This window comes from Massilia sp. UYP32, from assembly GCF_050434365.1.
Lineage (GTDB): Bacteria > Pseudomonadota > Gammaproteobacteria > Burkholderiales > Burkholderiaceae_D > Telluria > Telluria timonae.
In genome coordinates this window covers 47,712-70,141 of record NZ_JBNDIK010000014.1, presented here as the reverse complement: position 1 = coordinate 70,141, position 22,430 = coordinate 47,712, and the positions used below count along the sequence as shown (strand labels likewise).

Here is a 22,430-nt window from a genome sequence, read left to right as displayed (position 1 = left end):
CCGCCGCTCCGGCGGCATCGCCTCAGTAATCCCACCTCAGCTTGACCCCCACCCGGCGCTCGAACTGCGCGCGGTACATCGCCGTGCCGAACTCGGTGTGCCCGCCATTCAGGTTTTCTCCATACACCGACAGCGCCAGGCCCGGCCGCAGGCGCCAGCCGAAGCGCGCGTCCAGCGCCGTATACGCAGGCACGCCGACCGCCGCCAGCTCGGCCACCCGGCGCAGGCTGACGTCGATCTCGCGCGCATCGTCGATGTTGTAGCTCGAACGCAGTTGCAGGGTGTACGTGGGGTCGCGCCGCGCCGCCAGCACGCTGCCAATGTCGTTGCTTTCCGGCTTGGTGTACAGGCGCTGGTGCAGCGCCGTCCAGCCGGCCGACAGGCGCCAGCGCGGCATGGCCTGCCAGCTGCCCCAGGCTTCCACGCCCGTGCCATAGCCTTCCATCAGGCTGGCGAACACCAGGTAAGTGCGGGTCGGGTCGAATTCTTGCGTGCGCAAGTGCTCGTAGTCGTGGTGGAACAGCGTGACGGAATACGACAGCGCCGGCGCCGGCTGGCCGCGGTAGCCGAGCTCGACGACGCGCGCCACTTCGCTGCGCACCTGCGACCCGCCCTGCAGGATGTAAGGCGGCTGGCCGGGCACCCAGGCATCGACGTCCAGGCGCGACGGCGCGCGCACCGTGCGCGCCAGGGCCGCCCACAGCGCATGCTGCGGCGACAGCCGCCATGACAGCCGCGCGCTGGGCAGGAACTCGGTGCCCGTGTAATGGTTGTACTCGGCCCGCCCGCCCAGCACCAGGCGCCAGTCGTCGCGTAGCAGGATCTCGTCCTGCACGAACAGGCTGCCCCAGCGTTGGGTGGTGCGCGCCGGCAAGAAAGCGACGTAGGGGCTGTTGTCGACCCGGTCGCGCGAATGCCGGTAGTTGGCGCCCCAGACGACGCCATGGCGGCCGTGCGCCGGCAGCGTGTGCTGGAACTGCAGGTCGGCGGTGGTGAGGCGCTCGGCGAACAAGGGCGGCGCCTCGCGCAGCGTGTGGTCGAGATAGGCCTGCACGTCGACGCTGCCGCCATCGTCCAGCACCCGCTGCCAGCGCGCCGTGAGGTTGGCGCCATCCGAATGCACCCGGCCGAAGCGGTTCGGTCCGCCCGGGGTGGCGATCTCGCCCGGCGCCGGCTGGTCGAGCCGGCCCTGGTAGACATTCCCCCGCACCGTGAAGCGGTCGGCGCCCCGCTCCCAGTCGGCGCGCACGCCGGCCATGGCGCGGCGATAGCCGTCGTCGATGCTCCCGCCGACGCCATCGCCGTCGGCGCGGCGCGTGAACTTGCCGAAGGCGCGCCAGGCGACGCCGTCCCCGCTGGCGCCGCCCTGGCGGAAGGCGGCGCCGGCGTCGCCGTCGTCGGCGCCGTGCGCCGCCACCATTGCGCCCTGCGTATCGCGCGCGGAGCGGGTGGTGATGTTGATGACGCCGTTGACCGCGTTCAGGCCCCACAGCACCCCGCCCGGCCCGCTGACCACCTCGATGCGCTCGACGTCTTCGAGCAGCACGTCCTGCGCGTCCCAGAACACGCCCGAGAACAGCGGCGTGTACACCGAGCGGCCGTCGATCAGCACCAGCAGCTTGTTCGACACCGCGCTGCCGCCGCTGTTGAGCCCGCGCGCGCTGATGGAATAGGCATAGCCGTTGATGCGCGCCACGTGCAGGTTGGGCGCCAGGCGCAGCGCCTCGGGCAGCGAATCGGCGCCGGAGCGGCGGATGTCGTCGGCCGTGATCACGAACACGGCCGCCGGCGCATCCTGCAGGCGCTCGGGCCGCTTCGAGACCGAGGTGACCTGGATATTGGCCAGCTCCTCGATCGACAGGTCGGCCAGGTCTTGCATCTGCCCGCCAGGCGCCGCCGTGGCGGGCAATGCCAGGCAGGCGGCTGTGCCCGTGGCCAACACAAGGTTCCGACAGCAATAAGTGATAAACACGCTCATGACCGGATTTTACATTCTGCCGAGCCGTATGGTGCATGTTTTACAAGTCCGTGCTAGTGTTTGCGACAGAAATTCAGGCTCTGCAGCACAGTGACCGTCTTTTTTGCTATAGTTGGTTAGTTCTAACTCGTACTAGTTACCTAGAGACAACATGCGCCGCTATACGATGCCCGCAATCGTGCTGCACTGGCTGATCGCCATCGCCATCATCGGCACGTTCACGCTCGGCCTGGTCATGACCGACATCCAGGGCATCAGCATGGCCAAGATCCGCTACACCAACTGGCATAAATGGGCCGGCGTCACCGTGCTCGGCCTGGCCGCGCTGCGCCTCCTGTGGCGCCTGTTCAACCATCCGCCGCAATACGCCGACCAGATGCCTGCATGGCAGCGCGGCGCCGCCCACGGCCTGCACGTCCTGCTGTACGTGCTGATGTTCGCGGTGCCGCTGTCGGGGTACTTCTTCAGCCTGGCGGCCGGCTTCCCGGTGGTGTATTTCGGCGAAATCCCGCTGCCGGTGCTGATCGGGCCCGATCCCGAGCTGCGCGCCGTGCTGCGCGGCGTGCACTACTGGCTCAATATGCTGCTGGCCGGCCTGGTCGCCCTGCACGTGCTGGCCGCGTTCAAGCACCTGCTGGTCGACCGCGACGGCGTGATGCAGCGCATGCTCCCCATCCCTACCCCGAAGGAAAAACGATGAAACCATTCAAGGCCCTGCTGGTGGCGACCCTGGTCGGCGCCAGCGCGATCGCCGCCGCCGTCCCGCTCAAGACCGATCCGGCCAGGAGCAGCGTCTCGGCCGTGTTCAAGCAGATGAACGTGCCGGTGGAAGCGCCGTTCCGCAGCTTCAGCGCCGCCATCGACTACGACGCGGCCAAGCCGGCCGCCTCGAAGGCGAACGTCGAGATCAATACCGCCAGCTTCGACATCGGCGACCCGATGTACAACAAGGAAGTCGCCAAGAAGGAATGGTTCAATTCGGCGCAATTCCCGAAGGCCAGCTTCGTGTCCACCAGCATCGTGCCAAGCGGCGCCGGCAAGCTGAACGTGTCGGGCAAGCTGACCCTGAAGGGCAAGACCGCGGACGTCACCTTCCCGCTGGCGGTCAAGGCCGAAGGCGGCAAACAGGTATTCGAAGGACAACTGCCGATCAAGCGGCTGGCCTTCAACATCGGCGAAGGCGAGTGGAAGGACACGAGCATGGTCGCCGATGAAGTCGTCATCAAGTTCCGCGTCACCGCGGCGCCTTAAACTTCACCACCACACCTATCAAAGGGACATCACCACATGAAGATCAAGCACCTGATCGCGGCCGCCGCCGCCCTCGCCGCCAGCACCGCCTTCGCCGCGCCGGTCACCTATGACATCGAACCGAACCACACCTATCCGAGCTTCGAAGCCGACCACATGGGCCTGTCGGTATGGCGCGGCAAGTTCAACAAGTCGAGCGGCAGCGTGACCCTCGACCGCGAAGCCAAGACCGGCTCGCTGGACATCACCGTCGACATCAACAGCATCGACTTCGGCCACGAAAAGATGAACGAGCACGCCAAGAAGCCGGACATCTTCGACGCCGCCAAATACCCGACCGCGACCTTCAAGTCGAAGTCGATCAAGTACACCGGCGACGTGCCGACCTCGGTCGACGGCGAGCTGACCCTGCACGGCGTGACCAAGCCGCTGACCCTGCAGATCAACAAGTTCAAGTGCATCATGCACCCGATGCTCAAGAAGGAAGCCTGCGGCGCCGACGTGGTGGGCACCTTCAAGCGCGACGACTTCGGCATCAGCTTCGGCCTGCCGAACTTCTCGCCGGAAGTGAAGCTGGCGATCCAGGTCGAAGCCGTCAAGCGCTGATCATTAGGTAAACGCTAGCTGTAAACAACGTCGTCCCCGCGAAGGCGGGGACCCAAGTGCTGCATGCGTCGTCGATACGCTTGCAAACTTAGGTCCCCGCCTGCGCGGGGACGACGTGCTTCTAGCGGTGCTTCTTACCGAGGCAATTAACGCCCGTCGCGGTCGAAATCGCCCGGAATCGCGCGCTCGACGCGGTGCCAGCCGGCGCGGGTGGCCGACTTGGCCTGCTCCCACTTCAGCCGCGAGTTGCCCTTCGAGCGTTCCCACTCGCCGGCCAGGTGGCTTTCGTTGGCGTCATAGCCGCCATCGTACTTGCCATAGCTGTTGTAGCCCAGCGCATAGGCCGGCGCGTAGTCGTCGTAGGTGTAGCCCGGCGAGTAATAAGGCTGGGTCTGGTACTGGGTGCGCCAGTACTCGTTTTCCTCGTGCGGATTGACCATGTGGCCGACGCCCTTGCCGGCCGCGCCGCCCGCCAGGCCGCCGATCGCCGCGCCCGCCGCCACGCCCAGCGGGCCGGCCGCGGCGCCGATGATCGCGCCCGCGGTGGCGCCGCCACCGGCGCCCACGCCCTGCGCCAGGTTGTGGTCATGCAGTTCGTCGGTGGCCTTCGGATTGACGACCTCGCCGGCGCCACGGCCGGCCGCGCCGCCAGCCAGGCCGCCGACCACGGCGCCCGCCGCCATCCCGATCGGGCCGCCCACGGCGCCGACCGCCGCACCGGCGGCTGCACCGGTGCCGGCGCCCACGCCCTTGGCCAGGTGGTGTTCGGCCAGGTCGTCGCCGGCCTTCGGATTGACCACTTCGCCCACGCCCTTGCCGGCGATGCCGCCCGCCACGCCGCCGACCACGGCGCCGGTCACGGTGCCGATCGGACCGGCCACGGTGCCGACCGTGGCGCCCAGCGCCGCGCCGCCCGCGATGCCCAGGCCGGCGCCGATCACGTGCGAGCCGCCCTGCTTGGTCCACGATTCCTGGATGTGGGCCGCGTCTTCGTCGGAGCGGGTATGCACGCCCATCACGATGCCGCCGTTCTTGATGCCTTCTTCATAGTGCTTGGCGCGTTCTTCGGGGATGCCGGCGCCGATCAGCGCGCCGATCAGGCCACCCGTGATGCCGCCCGCGCCGGCGCCGGCCAGGGCCGCCGCCAATGGACCGGCGACGACCACGCCCAGGCCCGGCAGCACCAGGGTGGTGCCGACCGCTGCGATACCGGCCAGCACGGCGCCGATGGTGCCGCCAATGCCGGCGCCGATGCCGGCGCCTTCGGCCGCCTTGCTGCCCAGTTCCGTATCTTTATCGGCGAAGTGGGTCTGGCGGGTGGTGTCGGACATCATCAGGTTGACGTCGTCGCGGGTATAGCCGCGATCGGACACGGTGCCATAGGCGCGCTCGGCGCTGGCGCGGTCCGGGAACAGGCCCGTGACCATGCGCTGGTTCTGGTTCTGACGAGTGGTGTCGTAGCTGCTCATGACGAATCCTTTCTGGTAGTTGGGGTGGCCAGGCGCTGTGAAGCGGCGCTGCCAGGGACATCCACCTTATGCCGCTCGTCTTTATGGCTCTGTTCGTTCACGCACGCTTGCGCGCTGACCCGCCGCATTCCCCAGTGGAGCCTGGCCGACAACGGACCGGTGCATGAACAGCGATGCAAAAACGCTATCTAACGTGAGTTGCCGCACCGACCTGATGGGGGAGCATCTCTAGACTTTTTCCCATGGTCACGGCAATTGTTGGGCCTGGAGGTATGTCTTTTTACTTGAGGAGGAAGCAACCATGTTATTCATCATCTGGATCGTCGTCGGCGGCATCCTGGGCTGGCTTGCCAGCATGGTCATGAAAACCGACGCAGAGCAAGGCATCATTCTTAACGTTGTCGTAGGTATCGTTGGCGCCTTCCTGGGCGGCTGGCTGCTGTCGCCGCTGTTCGGCACCGGCACCATCAACTCGGACGACTTCAGTGTCGCTTCGCTCCTGGTCTCGTTCCTGGGCGCGGTCATCCTGCTGGCCATCGTGAATCTGCTGCGTCGCGGTCGCGTTCGTTAATGAGTGCGAAACACCGCTCCTAAAAACCAACGCCACGCGCGTTGGTTTTTTTTCCTTCGTGGTTTTATTGATGAGCCCAAAAATGTTCTGGACAGTGTTGATCACGATCGCCGCCACGCTGGTGCTCGGTGTGCTGGCGCTGAATTTCATGCCGAGCGAGAAACAGATCGAGCGGCAACTGACACGGCAGTACGACACCCACGACCCGCAATTTCGCCGCTCGATGGGTGTGCTGCTCGGTCCCCCTATACTTGAAGGAAACAAGGTCGAGGCCCTGATCAATGGCGACCAGATCTTCCCCGCCATGCTGGCCGCGATCCGCCAGGCGGAAAAGTCGATCAACCTGGAAACCTATATCTACTGGTCGGAATCGATCGGCAAGGAATTTTCCGAGGCGCTGTCCGAGCGCGCCCGCGCCGGCGTGAAGGTCCATGTCATGCTCGACTTCATGGGCAGCATGAAGATGGACAATGCGCTGGTGGATGACATGAAGAAGGCCGGCGTGCGCGTGCAGCGCTATCACAAGCCGGTCTGGTGGAAGCTGGCGCGCATGAACAACCGCACCCACCGCAAGCTGCTGGTCATCGACGGCAAGATCGGTTTTACCGGCGGGGTCGGCATTGCCGACCAGTGGCGCGGCAATGCAGAAGACGAGAATCACTGGCGCGACAGCCACTTCAGGATCGAAGGCCCGGTGGTTGGCCAGATCCAGGCGGTGTTCAACGACAACTGGACCAAGGCTACCGGCACGGTGCTCGATGGTCCCGACTACTTCCCGGCCCTGGAGCCGAAAGGCACGATGCCGGCCCAGATGTTCTCGAGCTCGCCGACCGGCGGCAGCGAGAGCATGCACCTGATGTACCTGATGTCGATCACCGCCGCGCGCGAGACGATCGACCTGTCGGCGGCCTACTTCGTGCCGGACGACCTGACCATCCGCACCCTGATCGCGGCCGCGAAACGCGGCGTGCGGGTGCGCCTGATCACGCCGGGCCCGATCATCGATTCCGACCTGGTGAAAGCCGCCTCGCGCGACCGCTGGCCCGAGCTGCTCGACGCCGGCGTGCAGATCTCGGAATACAAGCCGACCATGTACCACGTCAAGACGCTGATCGTCGACAAACTGCTGGTATCTGTCGGTTCGACCAATTTCGACAACCGCTCGTTCAGCATCAACGACGAGGCCAACCTGAACGTGCTGGACGAAGGCTTCGCGGCGCAGATGAGCGAGATCTACGAACAGGACTGGGCGCGCGCCACGCCGGTGACCGAACACAAGTTCGCACAGCGCCCGTGGTGGCAGCGCATGAGCACCTGGGCGGTGTCGCTGATCGACAAGCAGCTGTAGTAAACACGGCGAAACGAGGCTAAAACGGAATTTGCTTGCGCGGCCGAAATAGCGGTTGACGATCCTGCATGGGATTACCATACTCATGGACGCTCCAGAACCTGTTTCGGCAGGTGGGGGGAAGCTGATGGCGATGCATGGCAAGTGTGGGCAAGGCGCGAGGAGGCCGCATGGCGGCGCCATGCAACGACGAGCAACGCCGCCCACGCTTGCCAGGCGCGCCAGCAGCGACTCCTACCTACCGAGACAGGTTCTTAGTTCATGAGTTTCCCTTCCCAACCAGATCACACGCGCATGAAACAGACTCTTCTCTCGCTCGCCATCCTGAGCAGCTTCGCCGCCCACGCGGACGAAGGCATGTGGATGCCGCAACAGCTGCCACAAGTGGCCAAGCAACTGAAAGCCGCCGGCCTCAAGCTGGATCCAGCCAACCTGACCAAGCTGACCGAGTTCCCGATGGGCGCCATCGTCAGCCTGGGCGGCTGCTCGGCTTCCTTCGTGTCGCCGCAAGGCCTGGTGGTCACCAACCACCACTGCGTCTACAACAGCATCGCCGTCAATTCGACGCCGGAGCGCGACCTGCTGAAGAACGGCTTCCTGGCCAAGACCATGGCCGAGGAACTGCCGGCATCGCCAGGCAGCCGCATCTTCGTCACCGACGAAGTCACCAACGTCAGCAACCAGGTCATCACCCCTGAAGTCGCCAAGCTGACCGGCAAGGCCCGCATCGACGCCATCGAGAAGAACCAGAAGACCCTGGTGGCGGCCTGCGAACAGGATGCCGGCTACCGCTGCACCGTGGCCAGCTTCTACGGCGGCCTGGAGTTCTACCGCCTGAAGCAGCTCGAGATCCGCGACGTGCGCCTGGTGCACGCGCCGGCCGACGGCGTGGGCAAGTTCGGCGGCGACACCGACAACTGGATGTGGCCGCGCCACACCGGCGACTACGGCTTCTACCGCGCCTACGTCAGCAAGGACGGCAAATCGGCCGAGTTCTCGAAGGACAACGTGCCGTACAAGCCGAAGCACGTCATCAAGCTGGCGCAGGACCACGCCAAGGAAGGCGACTTCGTGATGGTGCTGGGCTACCCTGGCCGCACCAACCGCCACCGCCTGCCGTCCGAAGTGGCCTTCACCTTCGACTGGAACTACCCGGCCTTCGTGCAAGCATCTAGCGAGACCCTGGCCATCATCGACCGCGAAACCAGGAACGACCCGGCCGCGCGCCTGAAATACGCCGGCCAGATCGCCGGCGTGAACAACTACTACAAGAACCGCAAGGGCATGCTGGTCTCGTACCAGAACAGCGACTTCTTGCAGCGCAAGACCGCCGAGCACAATGCGCTCAAGGCCTGGGTAAACGCCGATGCGGCGCGCAAGGCCCAATACGGCGCCGACATCGAAGCGGCCGAAAAGCTGATCGCCGAACGCGACGCCGGCACCAGGAAAGGCTTCTTCCTGACCTACGCGCAGCCGAAGTTCCTGAGCTCGGCGCGCACGTTGTACCGCCTGGCCAACGAGCGCGCCAAGCCGGACACCGAGCGCAAGACCGGCTACCAGGACCGCGACCTGCCGCGCCTGACCTCGGTCATCGAAGGCCAGGACCGCACCTACGACGAAAAAGTCGACAAGGCGCTGGTGCTGAACTTCCTGAAGCAGTACAACGCGCAGCCGGCCGCCGAGCATGACGCGGCCTTCGACGCCGCCCTCGGCATCAAGCCGGGCATGAGCGAAGCCGAACTGAAGTCGGCGCTGGACCGCATCTATGCCGGTTCCAAGCTGGCCAGCAAGGAAGAGCGCACCGCGTGGCTCAAGAAATCGCCGGCCGAGTTCAAGGCCTCGAACGACAGCTTCATCAAGGCCGCGGTCGCGATGTACGACGCCGACATCAAGGACGAGGAAAAAGGCGAGGAAGCCGCCGGCAAGATCCAGCAAGCCTACGGCAACTACATGAAGGCCAAGATCGCCTACATGAACAGCCGTGGACAGGCGGTCTACCCGGACGCCAATTCCACGCTGCGTGTTACCTTCGGCAAGATCGCCGGCCGTGACGTGGGCGCCGACGGCACCACCGGCTGGACCGCCTTCACCACCGTGGCCGGCGTGACCGCCAAACACACCGGCGAAGGCGAGTTCGATGCGCCGGACAACCAGCTGGCCGCGATCCAGGCGAAGAACTTCGGCAAGTATGCCGATCCGAAGCTCAAGACCCTGCCGGTCAACTTCCTGGCGACGCTGGACATCACCGGCGGCAACTCGGGTTCGGCCGCGCTGAACGCCAAGGGCGAGCTGATCGGCCTGGCCTTCGACGGCACCCTGGATTCGATCATCTCGGACTGGGACTTCAACAAGGCCATGACCCGCTCGATCCAGGTCGACACCCGCTACATGCTGTGGAATATGAAGGAAGTCGACAAGGCGGATAATCTGCTGAAAGAGATGAACGCGCTGTAATCGTTCTTTCTTCCTTCAAGGGCCGCGTCACCGCAAGGGGCGCGGCCTTTTTCATGGCGTTTCGCGCAGTCCATTCCGCCGTTTCGCCCGCCTGTCGCGCACGCCGCGACGCGCCGCGGGCCGCTCGCTACACTCGGTTCAAACAGTTTCGGGAGAGCGAGATGAAGAACACCCTGGTGTGCTGCCTGGCCGCGCTGGGCATGCTGTGCGCGGACGCCTCGGCACAGGACAGTAGCGATGCGAAGCGGCTGGCCGGCGCCCGCGCCGCGGTCGAAGACCTGCAGCGCATCGTGGCGCCGCACGGCGTGCAGGAATCCTATACAACCCGCATCGGCGGCATCGACCAATGGATCAATGTGCGCGGGCAGGACCGCGCCAATCCGATGATCCTGTTCGTGCACGGCGGCCCGGCTTCACCCATCACGCCGACCATGTGGCAGTTCCAGCGCCCGATCGAGGAGTTCTTCACGGTCGCCAACTACGACCAGCGCGGCGCCGGCAAGAGCTATGGCGAGACCGATCCCGCCATCGTGGGCGAGACGATCCGCATCGAGCGCTACGTCGACGACCTGATCGAGGTGGCCGAACACCTGCGCGGGCGCTACGGCCAGCAGAAGCTGGTGCTGATGGCGCACAGCTGGGGCACCGTGATCTCGATGGCGGCGTCGTTGAAACGCCCCGACCTGTTCCACGCCTACGTCGGCATCGGCCAGGTGATCAGCGTGCGCGAGAATGAACGCATCAGCTTCGAATATGCGCTGGAGCAGGCGCGCATCCACGACGACAGGCAAGCGTTGAAGGAGCTGCAGGCGATCGCCCCCTACCCCGGCAAGCGGCCGATCACGCGCGAGCGCATCGTCGCCGCGCGCAAGTGGCCGCAGCACTACGGCGGCCTGTCGGCCTGGCGCAGCGAATCGACCTATTTCTTCAAGGGCCCGCTGCTTTCGCCCGACTACACGATGGAGCAGGTCAAGGCCATCGACGCCGGCAGCCTGCTCACGCTGGGCCGGCTGCTGCCCGAATTCGTCGAGGTCGATTATTCAAGCGTGAAAGCGTTTCCGATCCCGGTCGTGATGTTCCTGGGCCGGCACGACTACACGACGCCGACCGCGCCGCTTGAGTCCTGGCTGGCGCAGGTGAAGGCGCCGTCGAAGCGCGCGGTCTGGTTCGAGCGTTCGGCCCACATGGCGCCGTGGGAAGAACCGGGCAAGACCCTGGTCAGCCTGTTGGAATACGTGCGGCCGCTGGTGAAGTAGAGGCCATCATCGCGGCCAGCTCGGACACGATCTGCTGGCCCAGCTGGTAGATGTGGAAGCCGTCGACGAAGCCGTGGTGGGCCTGCACCGAGAACGGCAGCACGAGCTTGCCGTCCGCCCCGTCGCGGAAGCGTCCCCAGGCCAACGAGGGAATATCGGAGCGGCCGACGCGGGTGGTCGGATGCTGGATCGCCGTGAACTCGAGCCACGGGATGCAGGTGACGAACACCTGGTCCTTGGCCTCGCGCGGCGACAGCGTGGCGTAGCGCTGGTTCAGCCCGGTCATGTTCGACGCGGCAATGCCGGCCGCACGGCCGCGCGCGACGAATTCGCGCAGGTCATCCGACCAGTCGAAGGTCGCGAAATTGAGGTCGTCGTCGAGGTTCTTGACGGTGAACGACGGGATCAGGCGCTCGATGCGGATCACTTCGTCGTCGTGGATGCGATAACGGAAGTTCTCGATCTTCAGGACCGAGCGCAGCACCGCGCACAGCAGCACGTGGAACGGCGCCAGGTCCTGCTGCTTGCACCACGGGCGAAAGTCCGGCAGCTCGAGCGGAAAGCACAGGTTGACCGACGGGCTGTCCATGCCGTCGAACAGCGCGAAACGGTCGCGCCGTCGTTCGAACTTGTTCATCCTACTTTGCCTTGTTCAGGCGGCTGTTGCGCATGCCGTATCCGAAATAGGCCACGACCGCCACTGCCATCCAGATGAAGAACACCCGGAAGGTCGCGGGCGACAGGTCTTTCATGATGTACAGGCAGGCCAGCACCGACAGGCCCGGGATCACGTAGGGGCCGAACGGCACGCGGAAGCCCGGCGGCGCGTCCGCGCCCTGGCGCTTGCGGATCACCGGCACCGCGATCGAGACCACCATGAAGGCGGTCAGGGTGCCCATGCTCACCATATCCCACAGGAAGGTGGAGTCGACGCTGCCGGCCACCAGGCCCACCACCACGCACACGATGATGGTGTTCTTCACCGGCGCCTGGGTGCGCGCGCTCACCTTCTGGAACACTTGCGGGATCAGGCCGTCGCGGCTGATCGCGTACAGGATGCGGGTCTGGCCGTAGATCGTCACCAGGGTCACCGAGAACACCGAGACCACGGCGCCGGCCGACAGCACCAGCGCCGGCCAGGCCTGGCCGGTCACGTTCTGCAGGATCACCGACAGGCCGGCCTGCTGGCCTTCGAACATATGGGCCGGCTGGGCGCCCATGGCGGCCACCGCGACCAGCATGTAGAACACGGTCACGATGATCAGCGCGGCCAGGATCCCGATCGGCACGTTGCGGCGCGGGTCCTTCACTTCTTCGCCGGCGGTGGCGATGGTGTCCAGGCCGATGAAGGAGAAGAACACGGTGCCGGCGGCGGCGGTCACGCCGGCCATGCCGGCATAGCCCGAGGCCTCGTTCATATTGAAGAAGGGCTGGAAGTTGTTGGCGTCGAATCCGGTGAAGGCGATCGCGGCGAAGAACACCAGGATCGCCAGCTTGATGATCACCATGATGGCGTTGGTGGTGGCCGACTCCCTGGCGCCGCGCACCAGCAGGAAGCCGCACATGATCACCAGGAGGATCGGCGGCAGGTTGATGTTCCCCGGATGGAAGGTCACGTTATGGTGGTCCGAGACGAACATCGGCGAGCGCAGTTGCTCCGGTATCTGCCAGCCGAACGCGTTCATCAAGAAGTTGTTCAGGTAGTCGGACCAGCCGATCGAGGTCGCGCTGGCCGCCAGCCCGTATTCGAGCAGCAGGCAGGCGGCGACGATGAAGGCCGCGAATTCGCCGACGGTGGCGTAGGCGAAGGAATACGAGGAGCCCGAGGCCGGCACGCGGCCGGCCAGTTCGGCGTAGCACAGCGCGGTCAGGCCGGCGGTCAGCGCCGCCAGCAGGAACGACAGCACGACCGCAGGGCCGGCCTTCGGCACCGCTTCGACCATCGTGAAGAAGATGCCGGTGCCGATCGTGGCGCCGACGCCGATCATGGTCAGGGGGAACAGGCCGAGCGAACGATGCAGGCCGGGCACGGCGCCGGCGACGCCGACGCTGGCGGTTTCCTCGTGATGGCGTGCTGCCGATTTGGTACGTAACAGCTTCTGGCCCAGGGTCTGGTTCACGGCGAGTCCTTCGATGCGCGGTAGTGATCGCGGCGACGGCCGCAGCTCAACAGTCTCAAAAACGAAGTTGCGATTATAGGTGAGTCCGCCTCCCTCGCAATAATTAGTTTAAACAAGGAGTTTAAATAAGCTGCATTTGCAGAGCATCTTTGATAGAATTCTTCCGTCGACTTGCCGTTGCCCGCACGCGAAGACCCACAGGCGGGCTTTTTTCAGCCTTCAAACATGCGTTTAAATTGCATCTATTAAGGAACTTCCATGATTTCCGCCGCTTCCCGCCCCTATATCGACGCTTCGGTTCCCGTCCTGCGCCAGCACGGTCCTGCCATCACGACCACCTTCTACGCCAGTATGTTCAAGGCCCACCCGGAACTGCGCCAGCTGTTCAATATGGGTAACCAGGCCAGCGGCGTGCAGCAGCAGTCGCTCGCCTCGGCGCTGTTCGCCTATGCCGCCAACATCGACAACGCCGCCGCCCTCGGTCCGGTGGTCAGCCGCATCGTGCACAAGCACGTCTCGGTCGGCCTGACCGCCGACAAGTACCCGATCGTCGGCTTCCACCTGCTGGGCGCGATCAAGTCGACCCTGGGCGACGCCGCCGTCGAACCGTTGATGAAAGCCTGGGAAGAAGCCTATGGCTCGCTGGCCAAGGTCTTCATCGACGCCGAAGCCAGAATGTATGCCGACGCCGGCATCGAGCCTGGCCATCTGCGTCCGATGCGCGTGACGGAAGTGGTACGCGAAAGCGAGAACGTGCTGTCGATCCGCTTCGTGCCGCAGGATGGCGGGCCGCTGCCGCCGTTCAAGGCCGGCCAGTACGTGAGCGTGGAAGCGATCTTCGACGACGGGTTCAGGCAGCTGCGCCAGTACAGCCTGTCGGATGCGCATGGCGTCGATTCGATGCGCATCTCGGTCAAGCGCGAGGAAGGCAAGGCCGACATCCCGGCCGGCGCCGTGTCGAACTGGCTGCACAGTAAGGTGAAAGTGGGCGACATCCTGCAGGTCAGCTACCCGTTCGGCGACTTCCTGCCGGATACCGAGTCCGACGAGCCGGTGGTGCTGCTCTCGGCCGGCGTGGGCATCACGCCGATGATCGGCGCGCTGAACCGCATCGCCCTGGTCAATCCGCAGCGCCGCGTGATCTTCGCGCACGCCGCGCGCTGCGCCGCACACCATCCGCACCAGGCCGACGTCGCGGCGGCCCGGGCGCGCATGCCGAACCTGGAAGTGGTGACCTTCCATGAAGAGGGCGACGCTCCCGGCACCCTGCCCGGCTTCATGGACCTGGCGCGCCTGCCGGCGTGGCCGCGCAGCGAGACCAATGTCTATATGTGCGGCCCGCTGCCGTTCATGCAGGCGCAGTGGAATGCGCTGCTGGAAGACGGCGCCCCGGCCGAACGCCTGCACCGCGAAGTGTTCGGCCCGGACCTGCTGGACAACCTGATCTGATCAATCCAGCAGGTGCACCCGGTCGCCGGTGATGCTGCGCTGGGCCGGGTGGCCATACACGCGGATGCCGCCCGAGCCCGAGGTGCGGGCGAACAGCGACTGTTTCACCGTGGCGCGGATGCCACCCGAACCGCTGGCGCCGAGGTCGGCGTCCTCGGTTTTCAGGTCGGCCAGGTCGACGCTGGCCGAGCCGCTCACGCGGGCGCTCAGCGAGCGCACCGCGCCGCTGGCGTCAAGCGAGCTCGATCCGCTCAGATCCAGGCGCGCATGATCCCCCTTTACCTGCCCCAGGCGCATGCGGCTCGATCCCGACAGGGTCGCGTCGATGCCGTCGCTCTGCAGCCGGCTCGCGTCGAGCAGGCCCGAGCCGCTGGAGCGCGCATTCAGGTTGCCGACCTTGCCGCTCAGGCGCACTTCGGACGAACCGCTCTTGCGTACGTCGAGCGGCGTTCCAGCCAGATCGCTCACTTCGACGCGGGTCGCGCCGGAAGCGCGCACCTCGGAAAGGCGCGGCACGGTGTACACGATGCGCAACGGAGTCTTGCTGCGCAGGCTTTTTTCGGAATAGATGCGCAGGGTGTCGCCCTCGGTCTCGGTGCGGATCAGCGGCAGCAGGTTGCTATCCGCCTCGACCACCAGCGACGGCGCCGGGCCGACACGTACCTCGACCGGCAGCGAGCCGCTCACGCTGATGGCCGGCAGTGCGCCAATCGCGCGCTGGTCGCGCGCGGCGACGCCGTTGCCTTCCTTCGCATCGCTGCTCCACGCGGTATGCACGCGGGTCTCGCCGTCGCCCGGAGCGACGATGATGGCGCAGCCGGTGAGCGCTGCAAGGGAGGCAAGGGCGATAAGGGTACGCATGGCAGTCCAATCAGGTTGTTGTTCGAGTGATGGCACTCTAGCAAGCCCCCTGCCCCGTCGCCATCTGCATGCGACGAACTGCGATAAAGCCGCGCTGGACTGCAAAAAAACGGCGTGAACGGATCAGCGCTGGCGCAGCCGCGTATCGCCGAACAGTTCCTTGTGCTCGCGCGGCTGCGAACGCCAGTACTGCGGCGGCGCGAACACCTGGTCGCCCAGCTCGGCCGCCGCATGCCACGGCCAGCGCGGGTCGTACAGCATGGCGCGCGCCAGGCCGATGACGTCGGCCTGGTCGCGCTGCAGCATGTCCTCGGCCTGGCGCGCCTCGGTGATCAGGCCCACGCCGATGGTCGGCAAGCCGGTCTCGCGCTTGATGCGTTCGGCGAATTCGATCTGGTAGCCCGGCCCCAGCGGGATCTGCTGGAGGGGCGAGACGCCGCCGGTCGAGACGTGGATGAAGTCGCAGCCCTGGGCCTTCAATGCGTGGGCGAAGCGCACGCTCTGCTCCAGGTCCCAGCCGCCCTCGACCCAGTCGGTGGCCGAGATGCGCATCCCCACCGTCATCCCCGGCACCGCCCCGCGCACGGCGGCCAGCACCTCGAGCGGGTAGCGCATGCGGTTCTCCAGCGAGCCGCCATACGCGTCGTCACGGTGGTTGGCCAGCGGCGACAGGAACTGGTGCAGCAGGTAGCCGTGGGCGCCATGCAGCTCGATCGCGTCCAGGCCTAGCGCCTGGGCGCGGCGGGCGGCGGCCACGAAGGCGTCCTTCACCCGCACCAGGCCGTCGGCGTCCAGCGCCAGCGGCACGGTCTCGCCGTCGGCATGCGGCGCCGCGGACGGGGCCTCCGTCTGCCAGCCGCGCGGCTGGTCGGGCGGGATGTTGGCGCCGCCTTCCCATGGCACTTCGCTCGACGCCTTGCGCCCGGCGTGGGCCAGCTGGACCGCGACCTTGATCGGGGAATGGCGGCGGATCGCGGCGATCACCGGCGCCAACGCGGTGGCGTGATCATCGGACCACAGGCCCAGGTCGTCCGGAGAGATGCGGCCTTCTGGGGTGACGGCGGTGGCTTCGATGATCAGGAGCGCGGCGCCGGACAGGGCCAGGTTGCCGAGGTGGATCATGTGCCAGTCGGTGGGCAGGCCGTCGACGGCCGAGTACTGGCACATCGGGGCGATGGCGATGCGGTTGGACAGCTCGAGAGTGCCCAGGGAATAGGGAGAGAACAGCTTGCTCATGGTGCCTCCTGCTTTTCAAGGAGGTCCAGTCTAGCCCGCCGGAAGGATTCGTGCAGAAGGCAAGAGAGCGAGCCGCGGCCCGCTCTTCTGTGCACTGCGCTTCAGTGAATGCGCACCACCATGATCCCGGCGCGCAGTCCTACTCGCACGTCGGGGTTGGGGAACACGACCAGTTCCTCGTCATGCTCGACCGTATAGACCGTGTCGCCATCCAGCGCGATCACCTCCCCACGTTTCATCGGCGTGAAGTTCCAGGTCTCGCGGCCCACGCGCATGCTGAACGCATCGGACAGCTTCATGATCGAGCGCGCCGTCGCGAACACGTGCGGCGCCGCCTTCGCTTCACCGGCAGGCTGCCCGCGCAGCAGGCGCTCCAGCGCCTTGGCCGCATCGGCGAACTGCGACAGGTCGTTCTGTCCCAGCGTGCCGACCCGCCCCAGCTCGACCGTGGTGCCGGCCGCGCCGAGGTGCTCGGACGTGAAGTAGCTGTAGGTGCCGGCGGAAGCCGGATTCATGATGATGGCCTGGATCCCGGCCTCGCCCATCCACGCGATCAGGCTTTCGCGGGCCCGGTCTGCGATCAGCTCGGGCACGATCGCGAACATCGGATAGTGCGAAGGCCGGATCGCCGTGTGCAGGTCGAGATGCCAGCGTTGCGGTCCGCTGCCTTCGAAGAAGGCGCGCGTGACGTCGATCAGCACGTCGGCGCGGCCGGCCTCGAAGGTCCCGGCCAGCGCACCGCGCTCGGCACGGAACATGCGGTTCAGGTCCGCATCGACGAAGCGCTTGGCCAACCGGATGGCATCGATGTTCCCGACGCACAGCATCAGGTCCACCGCCAGCGCTTCCGGCGTGCGCGACAGCGCCTCGACCAGCCAGGCGACCATCTCGATCGGCCCGGTCTCGTCGCCATGCACGCCCACCGACACCAGCACGCTGGGACGGCCGGCATCCGGCGTCGCCGCCTTGACGGTCAGCACGCCGGACGCCGGCTGCGCGACCGCAAAGCCGGCGCTTTCGAAGCGCTGCGCGACCGAGGCGAAATCCGCCTCGGCCAGCGCGCGCACTGCTTCAGGCAATGCGCTCACGATTCAGGCCGCCAGACGTTCCGGACTCAGGCCTTCGGACAAGGCCCACACGTCCAGCATCGCCTGCTCCAGGTCGGCCGGCTGGGCGAAGCCGGTCAGGCCGCGCGCGGCCATCACTTCCTCGACCGCCGCTTCCATATTGCCATCCTGGCCCGCACGCTCGATCACCTGCAGCAGCAGGCGCTGCTGGGCGCGGCGCAGCGACTGCAGCGCATAGTTGCGCAGCTGTTCCTGCGACTTGCTCTGCGCCGGCAGCTTCAGGCCCAGTTCCAGCGTATCGATGCCGACCTTCTGGCGCAGCACGGTGCCGATCTGCAGGAACTGCAGCAGGGTCATGCCGCCAGGGCGCTGCACCGACACGGCGGCGAACAGGAACGAGGCCTGCGATTCGATGATCTCGACCGCCTTCCAGACCGCCGCGAACGGCACCGGCAGGCCGGTATGGCCGTCGGCTTCGGAACGGATCTGCGGCGCCTGGCTCTGATCGGCCTCGGCGAACAGGGTCGACAGCTCCTTCAGGCCTTCCGAGTTGGCCGGCAGCGACAGCACGCCTTCGACCACGGCGCGCAGCATGGCGCGGCTGCGGTTGTCGACCGCGACCGAGACGTCGCGCGGCACCACCAGGGCGTCTGCGTCGAGCGCCTCGAATACCGGCGCCAGGTGCAGCGCCGCCCAGGCGCGGGCCCAGGCCTTGACCACTTCGGTCTCGTCGATGCGGTGTTCCAGCGCCAGGTCGCGCAGCATCAACGGGCCGCAGCGGTTGACCGCCTCGTTGGCCAGCACGGTGGCCAGGATGGTGTTGGCCAGCGGATGGTCCAGCGGATCGCGGGTCGCCACCAGCTGGGCCGGGAAGTAAGGACGCAGCAGCGAGTCGGCCCACACCTCGTCGGTCAGCGGCAGCGCCGCCAGCGTGCGCTTGAAGCGGTTCTTGACGTTGGCGATCACGACCGCCAGCTCCGGCGCCGTCAGGCCCAGGCCCAGCGACTTGCGGCGCTGCAGTTCGGCATCAAGCGGCAACTGCTCCAGCTCGCGCGAGACCGCGCCTTCGGCTTCCAGGTTGCCGATCAGGGCCATGTAGCCGTCGACCACCGCGCTATTGGCCTGCGCCTGCACTTCGCGCGTCAGCAAATGGGTCTGCAGCGTATTGTCGCGCAAGACCAGGCGCTCGATCTCGCCCGTCATCTCGTTCAGGATGCGGTTACGGTCACTTTCCGGCAGCTTGCCGGCGTTGACTTCGGTGTCGAGCCAGATCTTGACGTTGACTTCGTGGTCCGAGCAATCCACGCCGGCCGAGTTGTCGATCGCATCGGTGAAGATGCGGCCACCGGCGAGCGCGAACTCGATGCGGCCGGCCTGGGTCGCGCCCAGGTTGCCGCCCTCGGCCACCACCTTGCAGCGCAGTTCATTGCCGTTGACGCGGATCTGATCGTTGGCGCGATCCTTGACTTGCGCGTGGGTTTCGGTCGAGGCCTTGATGTAAGTGCCGATGCCGCCGTTGTAGAACAGGTCGACCGGCGCCTTGACGATGCGGTGCATCAGTTCCTGAGGCGGCAGCGAGGTCTCCTCGATGCCCAGCACTTCGCGGATCTGCGGCGACAGCTCGATCGAGCGGGCATTGCGCGGGTACACGCCGCCGCCAGCCGAGATCAGGTTCTTGTCGTAGTCTTCCCACGACGAGCGCGGCAGCGCAAACATGCGCTCGCGCTCCTTGAACGACACCGCCACGTCCGGGGTCGGATCGAGGAAGATGTGGCGGTGGTCGAAGGCCGCCACCAGCTTCAGCTGGCGCGACAGCAGCACGCCGTTGCCGAACACGTCGCCCGACATGTCGCCGACGCCGGTCACGGTGATCGGGTTGTTGGCCAGGTCGTGGCCCAGTTCGTAGAAGTGGCGCTTGACCGCTTCGAACGCGCCCTTGGCGGTGATGCCCATCTTCTTGTGGTCGTAGCCGTTCGAGCCGCCCGAGGCGAAGGCGTCGCCCAGCCAGAAGCCACGTTCCACCGCGATGCTGTTGGCGATGTCGGAGAAGGTCGCGGTGCCCTTGTCGGCAGCCACCACCAGGTAGGGATCGTCGCCGTCATGGCGCGCGGTCGCAGCAGGCGGAACGATCTCGCCCTGCACGCGGTTGTCGGTCACTTCCAGCAGGCTGGCGATGAACAGGCGATAGACTGCCTCGCCCTCGGCCGCCACCACGTCGCGCGGGGCGCCGGCCGGCATCTGCTTGCACACGAAGCCACCCTTCGAGCCGGCCGGCACGATGACGGCGTTCTTGACCATCTGCGCCTTCACCAGGCCCAGCACCTCGGTGCGGTAGTCTTCCATGCGGTCCGACCAGCGCAGGCCGCCGCGGGCGACCGGGCCGCCGCGCAGGTGCACGCCTTCGAAGCGGCGCGAGAACACGTAGATTTCGCGGTAGGGACGCGGCTCCGGCGCCAGCGCCAGGTTGCTGGTGTCGACCTTGAAGATGATCTTCTCGCCGCTGTTCTGGAAGTAGTTGGTGCGCACGGTGGCCAGCGCCAGGTCGACCAGCGCGCCCATGATCTCTTCGGTGTCGGCGTGGTTCACGCTCGGCAGGCCGGTCTTGAGGGTGGTCAGCTTGCTGCTGCCTTCGTTGCGCTGTTCATCGCTCAGGGCTGGATCGAAGCGCATGATGAAGCCGGCGACGAATTCCTTCACCAGGGCCGGCTGGGTGCGCAGGGTCTCGGCCATGTAGCGCACCGAGAATTTCGAGCCCAGCTGGCGCCAGTAGCTGATGTAGGCGCGCACCAGCTGCACTTCGCGCAGCGACAGGCCGCCTTCGATGGTCAGGCCGTTCATGCGGCCGTCTTCGGCTTCGTCGTTGAACAGGGCACTGAACAGCTCTTCGGCCACGTGGGCGATGCCCGGCTTGGCCAGCTTGGCGGCGCTCTCGGCGTCGACCGTCAGCGCGGTCACGTAGCGGCGCACGCCGTCCAGGCCGGTGTGGCGGTAGGTCTGCTCGCGGTCGACCGCGATGCCGGCGTTCTGCAGCGCCGGCAGGATGCGCGACAGCGACGGCACGGTCTCGCTCGAATACAGGCGGATCGAGGCGCCGGCGGCGTCATCGTTCTCGATGCGCGCGGTCACGCGGTCCGGACGGCATTTGGTGAGCAGCGCATGCACGTCGCGGAACGCGGTTTCGGGCGCGGTCGCGGTGACGAAGTTGACCGGCAGGGTCGGCACGATCTTGCGCATCAGGCTGCGCTGGCGGCTTTCGTCGACCGAGTTGATCAACTCGGCGAAGCGGTCGTGCCAGCCATCGAGCACGCCCAGCAGCGGACGCTGGATGTCGGTTTCCAGGTCGAGCGGATAGCGCGCGGCGTGCGCGATCAGGTAGACGCGCGCCAGCGGGCCGTCGGCCACCAGGGTCTGGACGTCGACGTCGCGCGCGCCCGAGCTTTCCTTCAGGGCGCCGGCCAGGCTGGCGGCCACCGCGGCGGAAAAGCGCTCGCGCGGCAAGTAGACCAGCACGTTCAGGTGGCGCTGGTAGACGTCGCGGCGCGCGAACACCTTCGCGCGCGGCTGCTTGTACAGCGAGACCACGGCGCTGCAGACTTCGGCCAGCCATTCCGGCTCGGCTTCCAGCGCTTCGGTGCGCGGCAGCGATTCGAGGATCTCGATGAATTTCTCGGCGCGGAAGCCTTCCTGGCGCACGCCGGCGATCGACAGCACGCGCGCCACGCGGCCGCGCGCGAACGGCAGGCGCGCCAGCGGGGTCGAGGTGGCGGCGCGGGTGAACAGGCCGATGAAGCAGTGCTCGCCCAGGATCTTGCCTTGCGCATCCAGGTCGCGCACGCCGATGAAGTCCAGCGGCGCGTCGCGGTGCAGGGTGCCGGCCACGTCGGCCTTGACGATCGACAGGTTCTCGGCGCGCAGCGACAGGGTTTCGAAGTCGCCCGGAATGCTGGCCAGGCAGGTGCCGTAGACCGGGTGCGCGGTATCCTGCAGCACGCCGATGCGGCTCGGGATGTCGCGTTCGAGTTCGCGCGCGCCCGGCTTGACGACGTAGTAGGCGTAGCCGAACGGCTCGTAGCCTTCGTTCTTGGCCCACTCGAGGAAGGCCGCGACTTCCTGGCCTTCCGGGGTGCCGGTGGCAGCGGCGGCGGCGGCCACGGCGGTCATGCGGTCGCCCATGGCGACGGCGTCGCGCTGCACGGTGGCGGCGTCGTTGGCGACCATGCGCAGGCGCGCGGTCAGCTTGTCCAGTTCTTCGAACTGCAGTTCATCGTTCAGCAGGCACAGGACGATCGATTCCAGCGGGCTGCCGGCTTCGCCGACCGCCACCACCACGCCCTGCCCGTCGCGGCGCACCGGCAGCACGGCGTTCATCACGCCGGCGGCGGTCAGGCGTTCGCGGCGCAGCGCCATGACGAAGGAGTCGACCAGGTAGGGACGGTCGTCGTTCAGAATCAAGAGTGCGGTGGCGATGCCGCCGCGGCCGTCCGAGTAGCGCATGGTGGCGATCTGGGCGCCGGGGCCGCTGCGCTGGGCCAGTTGCGAGAACCCTTCCACCAGCACCGGCGCCAGGCTTTGCGGCGCGGTGCCGGCCAGGTCTTCGTCGTCGAGCGATCCGATCCAGGCGGCGGTCAGGGCATTGACCTGGGCGCTGTCGGCGGACTGGTTGGCGTTGACCAGCGCGAGCGTCTGGTTGCGCAGATCGTTGGGCATGTCTTTCATCTTGCTTCTCCAAAGTTGTGTGCCTGGTGCGCCGCAAGCTCGTGGCCC

At 66.5% G+C, this 22,430-nt stretch carries 16 protein-coding genes; 8 read left to right on the top strand and 8 right to left on the bottom strand.

Features of this window, described 5'->3' with window-relative positions; translation table 11 throughout:
• Positions 1-22: 22 nt before the first annotated feature.
• On the bottom strand, positions 23-1,942 hold the full coding sequence (locus tag ABIB42_RS12730; RefSeq protein WP_429248423.1) for a TonB-dependent receptor plug domain-containing protein: 1,920 nt from the start codon (positions 1,940-1,942) through the stop codon (positions 23-25).
• Positions 1,943-2,129: 187 nt separating this feature from the next.
• Between ABIB42_RS12730 and ABIB42_RS12725 the strand changes: the two genes are divergently transcribed.
• The 3 genes from ABIB42_RS12725 to ABIB42_RS12715 are packed head-to-tail and all read left to right on the top strand — an operon-like array spanning position 2,130 to position 3,835.
• Complete coding sequence (locus tag ABIB42_RS12725) at positions 2,130-2,678, top strand: cytochrome b (RefSeq protein ID WP_219861628.1); 549 nt, start codon at positions 2,130-2,132, stop codon at positions 2,676-2,678.
• Positions 2,675-3,229: a YceI family protein gene (locus tag ABIB42_RS12720; protein WP_429248422.1), complete on the top strand. Its 555-nt coding sequence runs from the start codon at positions 2,675-2,677 to the stop codon at positions 3,227-3,229. Before ABIB42_RS12725 ends, ABIB42_RS12720 begins: the two co-directional genes overlap by 4 nt.
• A 36-nt stretch (positions 3,230-3,265) precedes the next feature.
• Positions 3,266-3,835, top strand: coding sequence for a YceI family protein (locus ABIB42_RS12715; RefSeq protein ID WP_005664752.1), 570 nt, complete (start codon positions 3,266-3,268; stop codon positions 3,833-3,835).
• Between the two features lie 146 nt (positions 3,836-3,981).
• Here the strand turns inward: ABIB42_RS12715 and ABIB42_RS12710 are convergent, their stop codons facing one another.
• Positions 3,982-5,304, bottom strand: coding sequence for a hypothetical protein (locus ABIB42_RS12710; RefSeq protein ID WP_005664751.1), 1,323 nt, complete (start codon positions 5,302-5,304; stop codon positions 3,982-3,984).
• 301 nt (positions 5,305-5,605) lie between these two features.
• Here ABIB42_RS12710 and ABIB42_RS12705 point away from each other — a divergent pair, with 301 nt between their 5' ends.
• The 4 genes from ABIB42_RS12705 to ABIB42_RS12690 all read left to right on the top strand — a co-directional run bounded on the left by ABIB42_RS12705 (position 5,606) and on the right by ABIB42_RS12690 (position 10,933).
• Entirely contained in the window at positions 5,606-5,875 is a 270-nt protein-coding gene (locus ABIB42_RS12705; RefSeq protein WP_005664749.1) for a GlsB/YeaQ/YmgE family stress response membrane protein, read from the top strand.
• Between the two features lie 82 nt (positions 5,876-5,957).
• The gene (gene cls, locus ABIB42_RS12700) at positions 5,958-7,223 is read left to right on the top strand and encodes a cardiolipin synthase (protein ID WP_083415260.1); all 1,266 of its coding nucleotides are present in this window, start codon (positions 5,958-5,960) and stop codon (positions 7,221-7,223) included.
• Positions 7,224-7,517: 294 nt separating this feature from the next.
• Positions 7,518-9,677 carry a S46 family peptidase gene (locus ABIB42_RS12695; protein ID WP_005664744.1) on the top strand — a complete coding sequence of 720 codons (2,160 nt, stop codon included), beginning with the start codon at positions 7,518-7,520 and terminating at the stop codon, positions 9,675-9,677.
• A 161-nt stretch (positions 9,678-9,838) separates the two neighbouring features.
• Positions 9,839-10,933: an alpha/beta fold hydrolase gene (locus ABIB42_RS12690; protein ID WP_005664742.1), complete on the top strand. Its 1,095-nt coding sequence runs from the start codon at positions 9,839-9,841 to the stop codon at positions 10,931-10,933.
• On the opposite strand, the gene ABIB42_RS12685 is transcribed toward ABIB42_RS12690, so the two are convergent.
• Positions 10,896-11,570 (bottom strand): CatA-like O-acetyltransferase, encoded by a 675-nt coding sequence (locus tag ABIB42_RS12685; RefSeq protein ID WP_429248421.1) that lies wholly within the window; start codon positions 11,568-11,570, stop codon positions 10,896-10,898. The two genes, ABIB42_RS12690 and ABIB42_RS12685, sit on opposite strands and share 38 nt — an antisense overlap.
• Position 11,571: 1 nt before the next feature.
• The gene (locus tag ABIB42_RS12680) at positions 11,572-13,053 is read right to left on the bottom strand and encodes an APC family permease (RefSeq protein WP_005664739.1); all 1,482 of its coding nucleotides are present in this window, start codon (positions 13,051-13,053) and stop codon (positions 11,572-11,574) included.
• A gap of 258 nt (positions 13,054-13,311) precedes the next feature.
• Here ABIB42_RS12680 and ABIB42_RS12675 point away from each other — a divergent pair, with 258 nt between their 5' ends.
• The gene (locus ABIB42_RS12675; protein ID WP_219861636.1) at positions 13,312-14,502 is read left to right on the top strand and encodes a globin domain-containing protein; all 1,191 of its coding nucleotides are present in this window, start codon (positions 13,312-13,314) and stop codon (positions 14,500-14,502) included.
• Here ABIB42_RS12675 and ABIB42_RS12670 read toward each other — a convergent pair whose 3' ends face one another.
• The 4 genes from ABIB42_RS12670 to ABIB42_RS12655 all read right to left on the bottom strand — a co-directional run bounded on the left by ABIB42_RS12670 (position 14,503) and on the right by ABIB42_RS12655 (position 22,382).
• Complete coding sequence (locus tag ABIB42_RS12670; protein ID WP_005664734.1) at positions 14,503-15,363, bottom strand: head GIN domain-containing protein; 861 nt, start codon at positions 15,361-15,363, stop codon at positions 14,503-14,505. It lies immediately after the preceding gene.
• 123 nt (positions 15,364-15,486) lie between these two features.
• Positions 15,487-16,599 (bottom strand): NADH:flavin oxidoreductase/NADH oxidase, encoded by a 1,113-nt coding sequence (locus ABIB42_RS12665; RefSeq protein ID WP_005664732.1) that lies wholly within the window; start codon positions 16,597-16,599, stop codon positions 15,487-15,489.
• 101 nt (positions 16,600-16,700) lie between these two features.
• The gene (locus ABIB42_RS12660) at positions 16,701-17,687 is read right to left on the bottom strand and encodes a succinylglutamate desuccinylase (RefSeq protein ID WP_005664730.1); all 987 of its coding nucleotides are present in this window, start codon (positions 17,685-17,687) and stop codon (positions 16,701-16,703) included.
• Between the two features lie 3 nt (positions 17,688-17,690).
• A complete protein-coding gene (locus ABIB42_RS12655; RefSeq protein WP_219861638.1) occupies positions 17,691-22,382 on the bottom strand; it encodes an NAD-glutamate dehydrogenase domain-containing protein in 4,692 nt (1,563 codons plus the stop codon).
• Positions 22,383-22,430 lie beyond the last annotated feature (48 nt).

Excerpts from the sequence above, each read along its gene's own strand:
- ABIB42_RS12725 (WP_219861628.1), top strand. The coding sequence starts at position 2,130 with ATGCGCCGCTATACGATGCCCGCAATCGTGCTGCACTGGCTGATCGCC.
- ABIB42_RS12720 (WP_429248422.1), top strand. The coding sequence starts at position 2,675 with ATGAAACCATTCAAGGCCCTGCTGGTGGCGACCCTGGTCGGCGCCAGC.
- ABIB42_RS12715 (WP_005664752.1), top strand. The coding sequence starts at position 3,266 with ATGAAGATCAAGCACCTGATCGCGGCCGCCGCCGCCCTCGCCGCCAGC.
- ABIB42_RS12710 (WP_005664751.1), bottom strand. The coding sequence starts at position 5,304 with ATGAGCAGCTACGACACCACTCGTCAGAACCAGAACCAGCGCATGGTC.
- ABIB42_RS12705 (WP_005664749.1), top strand. The coding sequence starts at position 5,606 with ATGTTATTCATCATCTGGATCGTCGTCGGCGGCATCCTGGGCTGGCTT.
- cls (WP_083415260.1), top strand. The coding sequence starts at position 5,958 with ATGTTCTGGACAGTGTTGATCACGATCGCCGCCACGCTGGTGCTCGGT.
- ABIB42_RS12695 (WP_005664744.1), top strand. The coding sequence starts at position 7,518 with ATGAAACAGACTCTTCTCTCGCTCGCCATCCTGAGCAGCTTCGCCGCC.
- ABIB42_RS12690 (WP_005664742.1), top strand. The coding sequence starts at position 9,839 with ATGAAGAACACCCTGGTGTGCTGCCTGGCCGCGCTGGGCATGCTGTGC.
- ABIB42_RS12685 (WP_429248421.1), bottom strand. The coding sequence starts at position 11,570 with ATGAACAAGTTCGAACGACGGCGCGACCGTTTCGCGCTGTTCGACGGC.
- ABIB42_RS12675 (WP_219861636.1), top strand. The coding sequence starts at position 13,312 with ATGATTTCCGCCGCTTCCCGCCCCTATATCGACGCTTCGGTTCCCGTC.
- ABIB42_RS12670 (WP_005664734.1), bottom strand. The coding sequence starts at position 15,363 with ATGCGTACCCTTATCGCCCTTGCCTCCCTTGCAGCGCTCACCGGCTGC.
- ABIB42_RS12665 (WP_005664732.1), bottom strand. The coding sequence starts at position 16,599 with ATGAGCAAGCTGTTCTCTCCCTATTCCCTGGGCACTCTCGAGCTGTCC.
- ABIB42_RS12655 (WP_219861638.1), bottom strand. The coding sequence starts at position 22,382 with ATGAAAGACATGCCCAACGATCTGCGCAACCAGACGCTCGCGCTGGTC.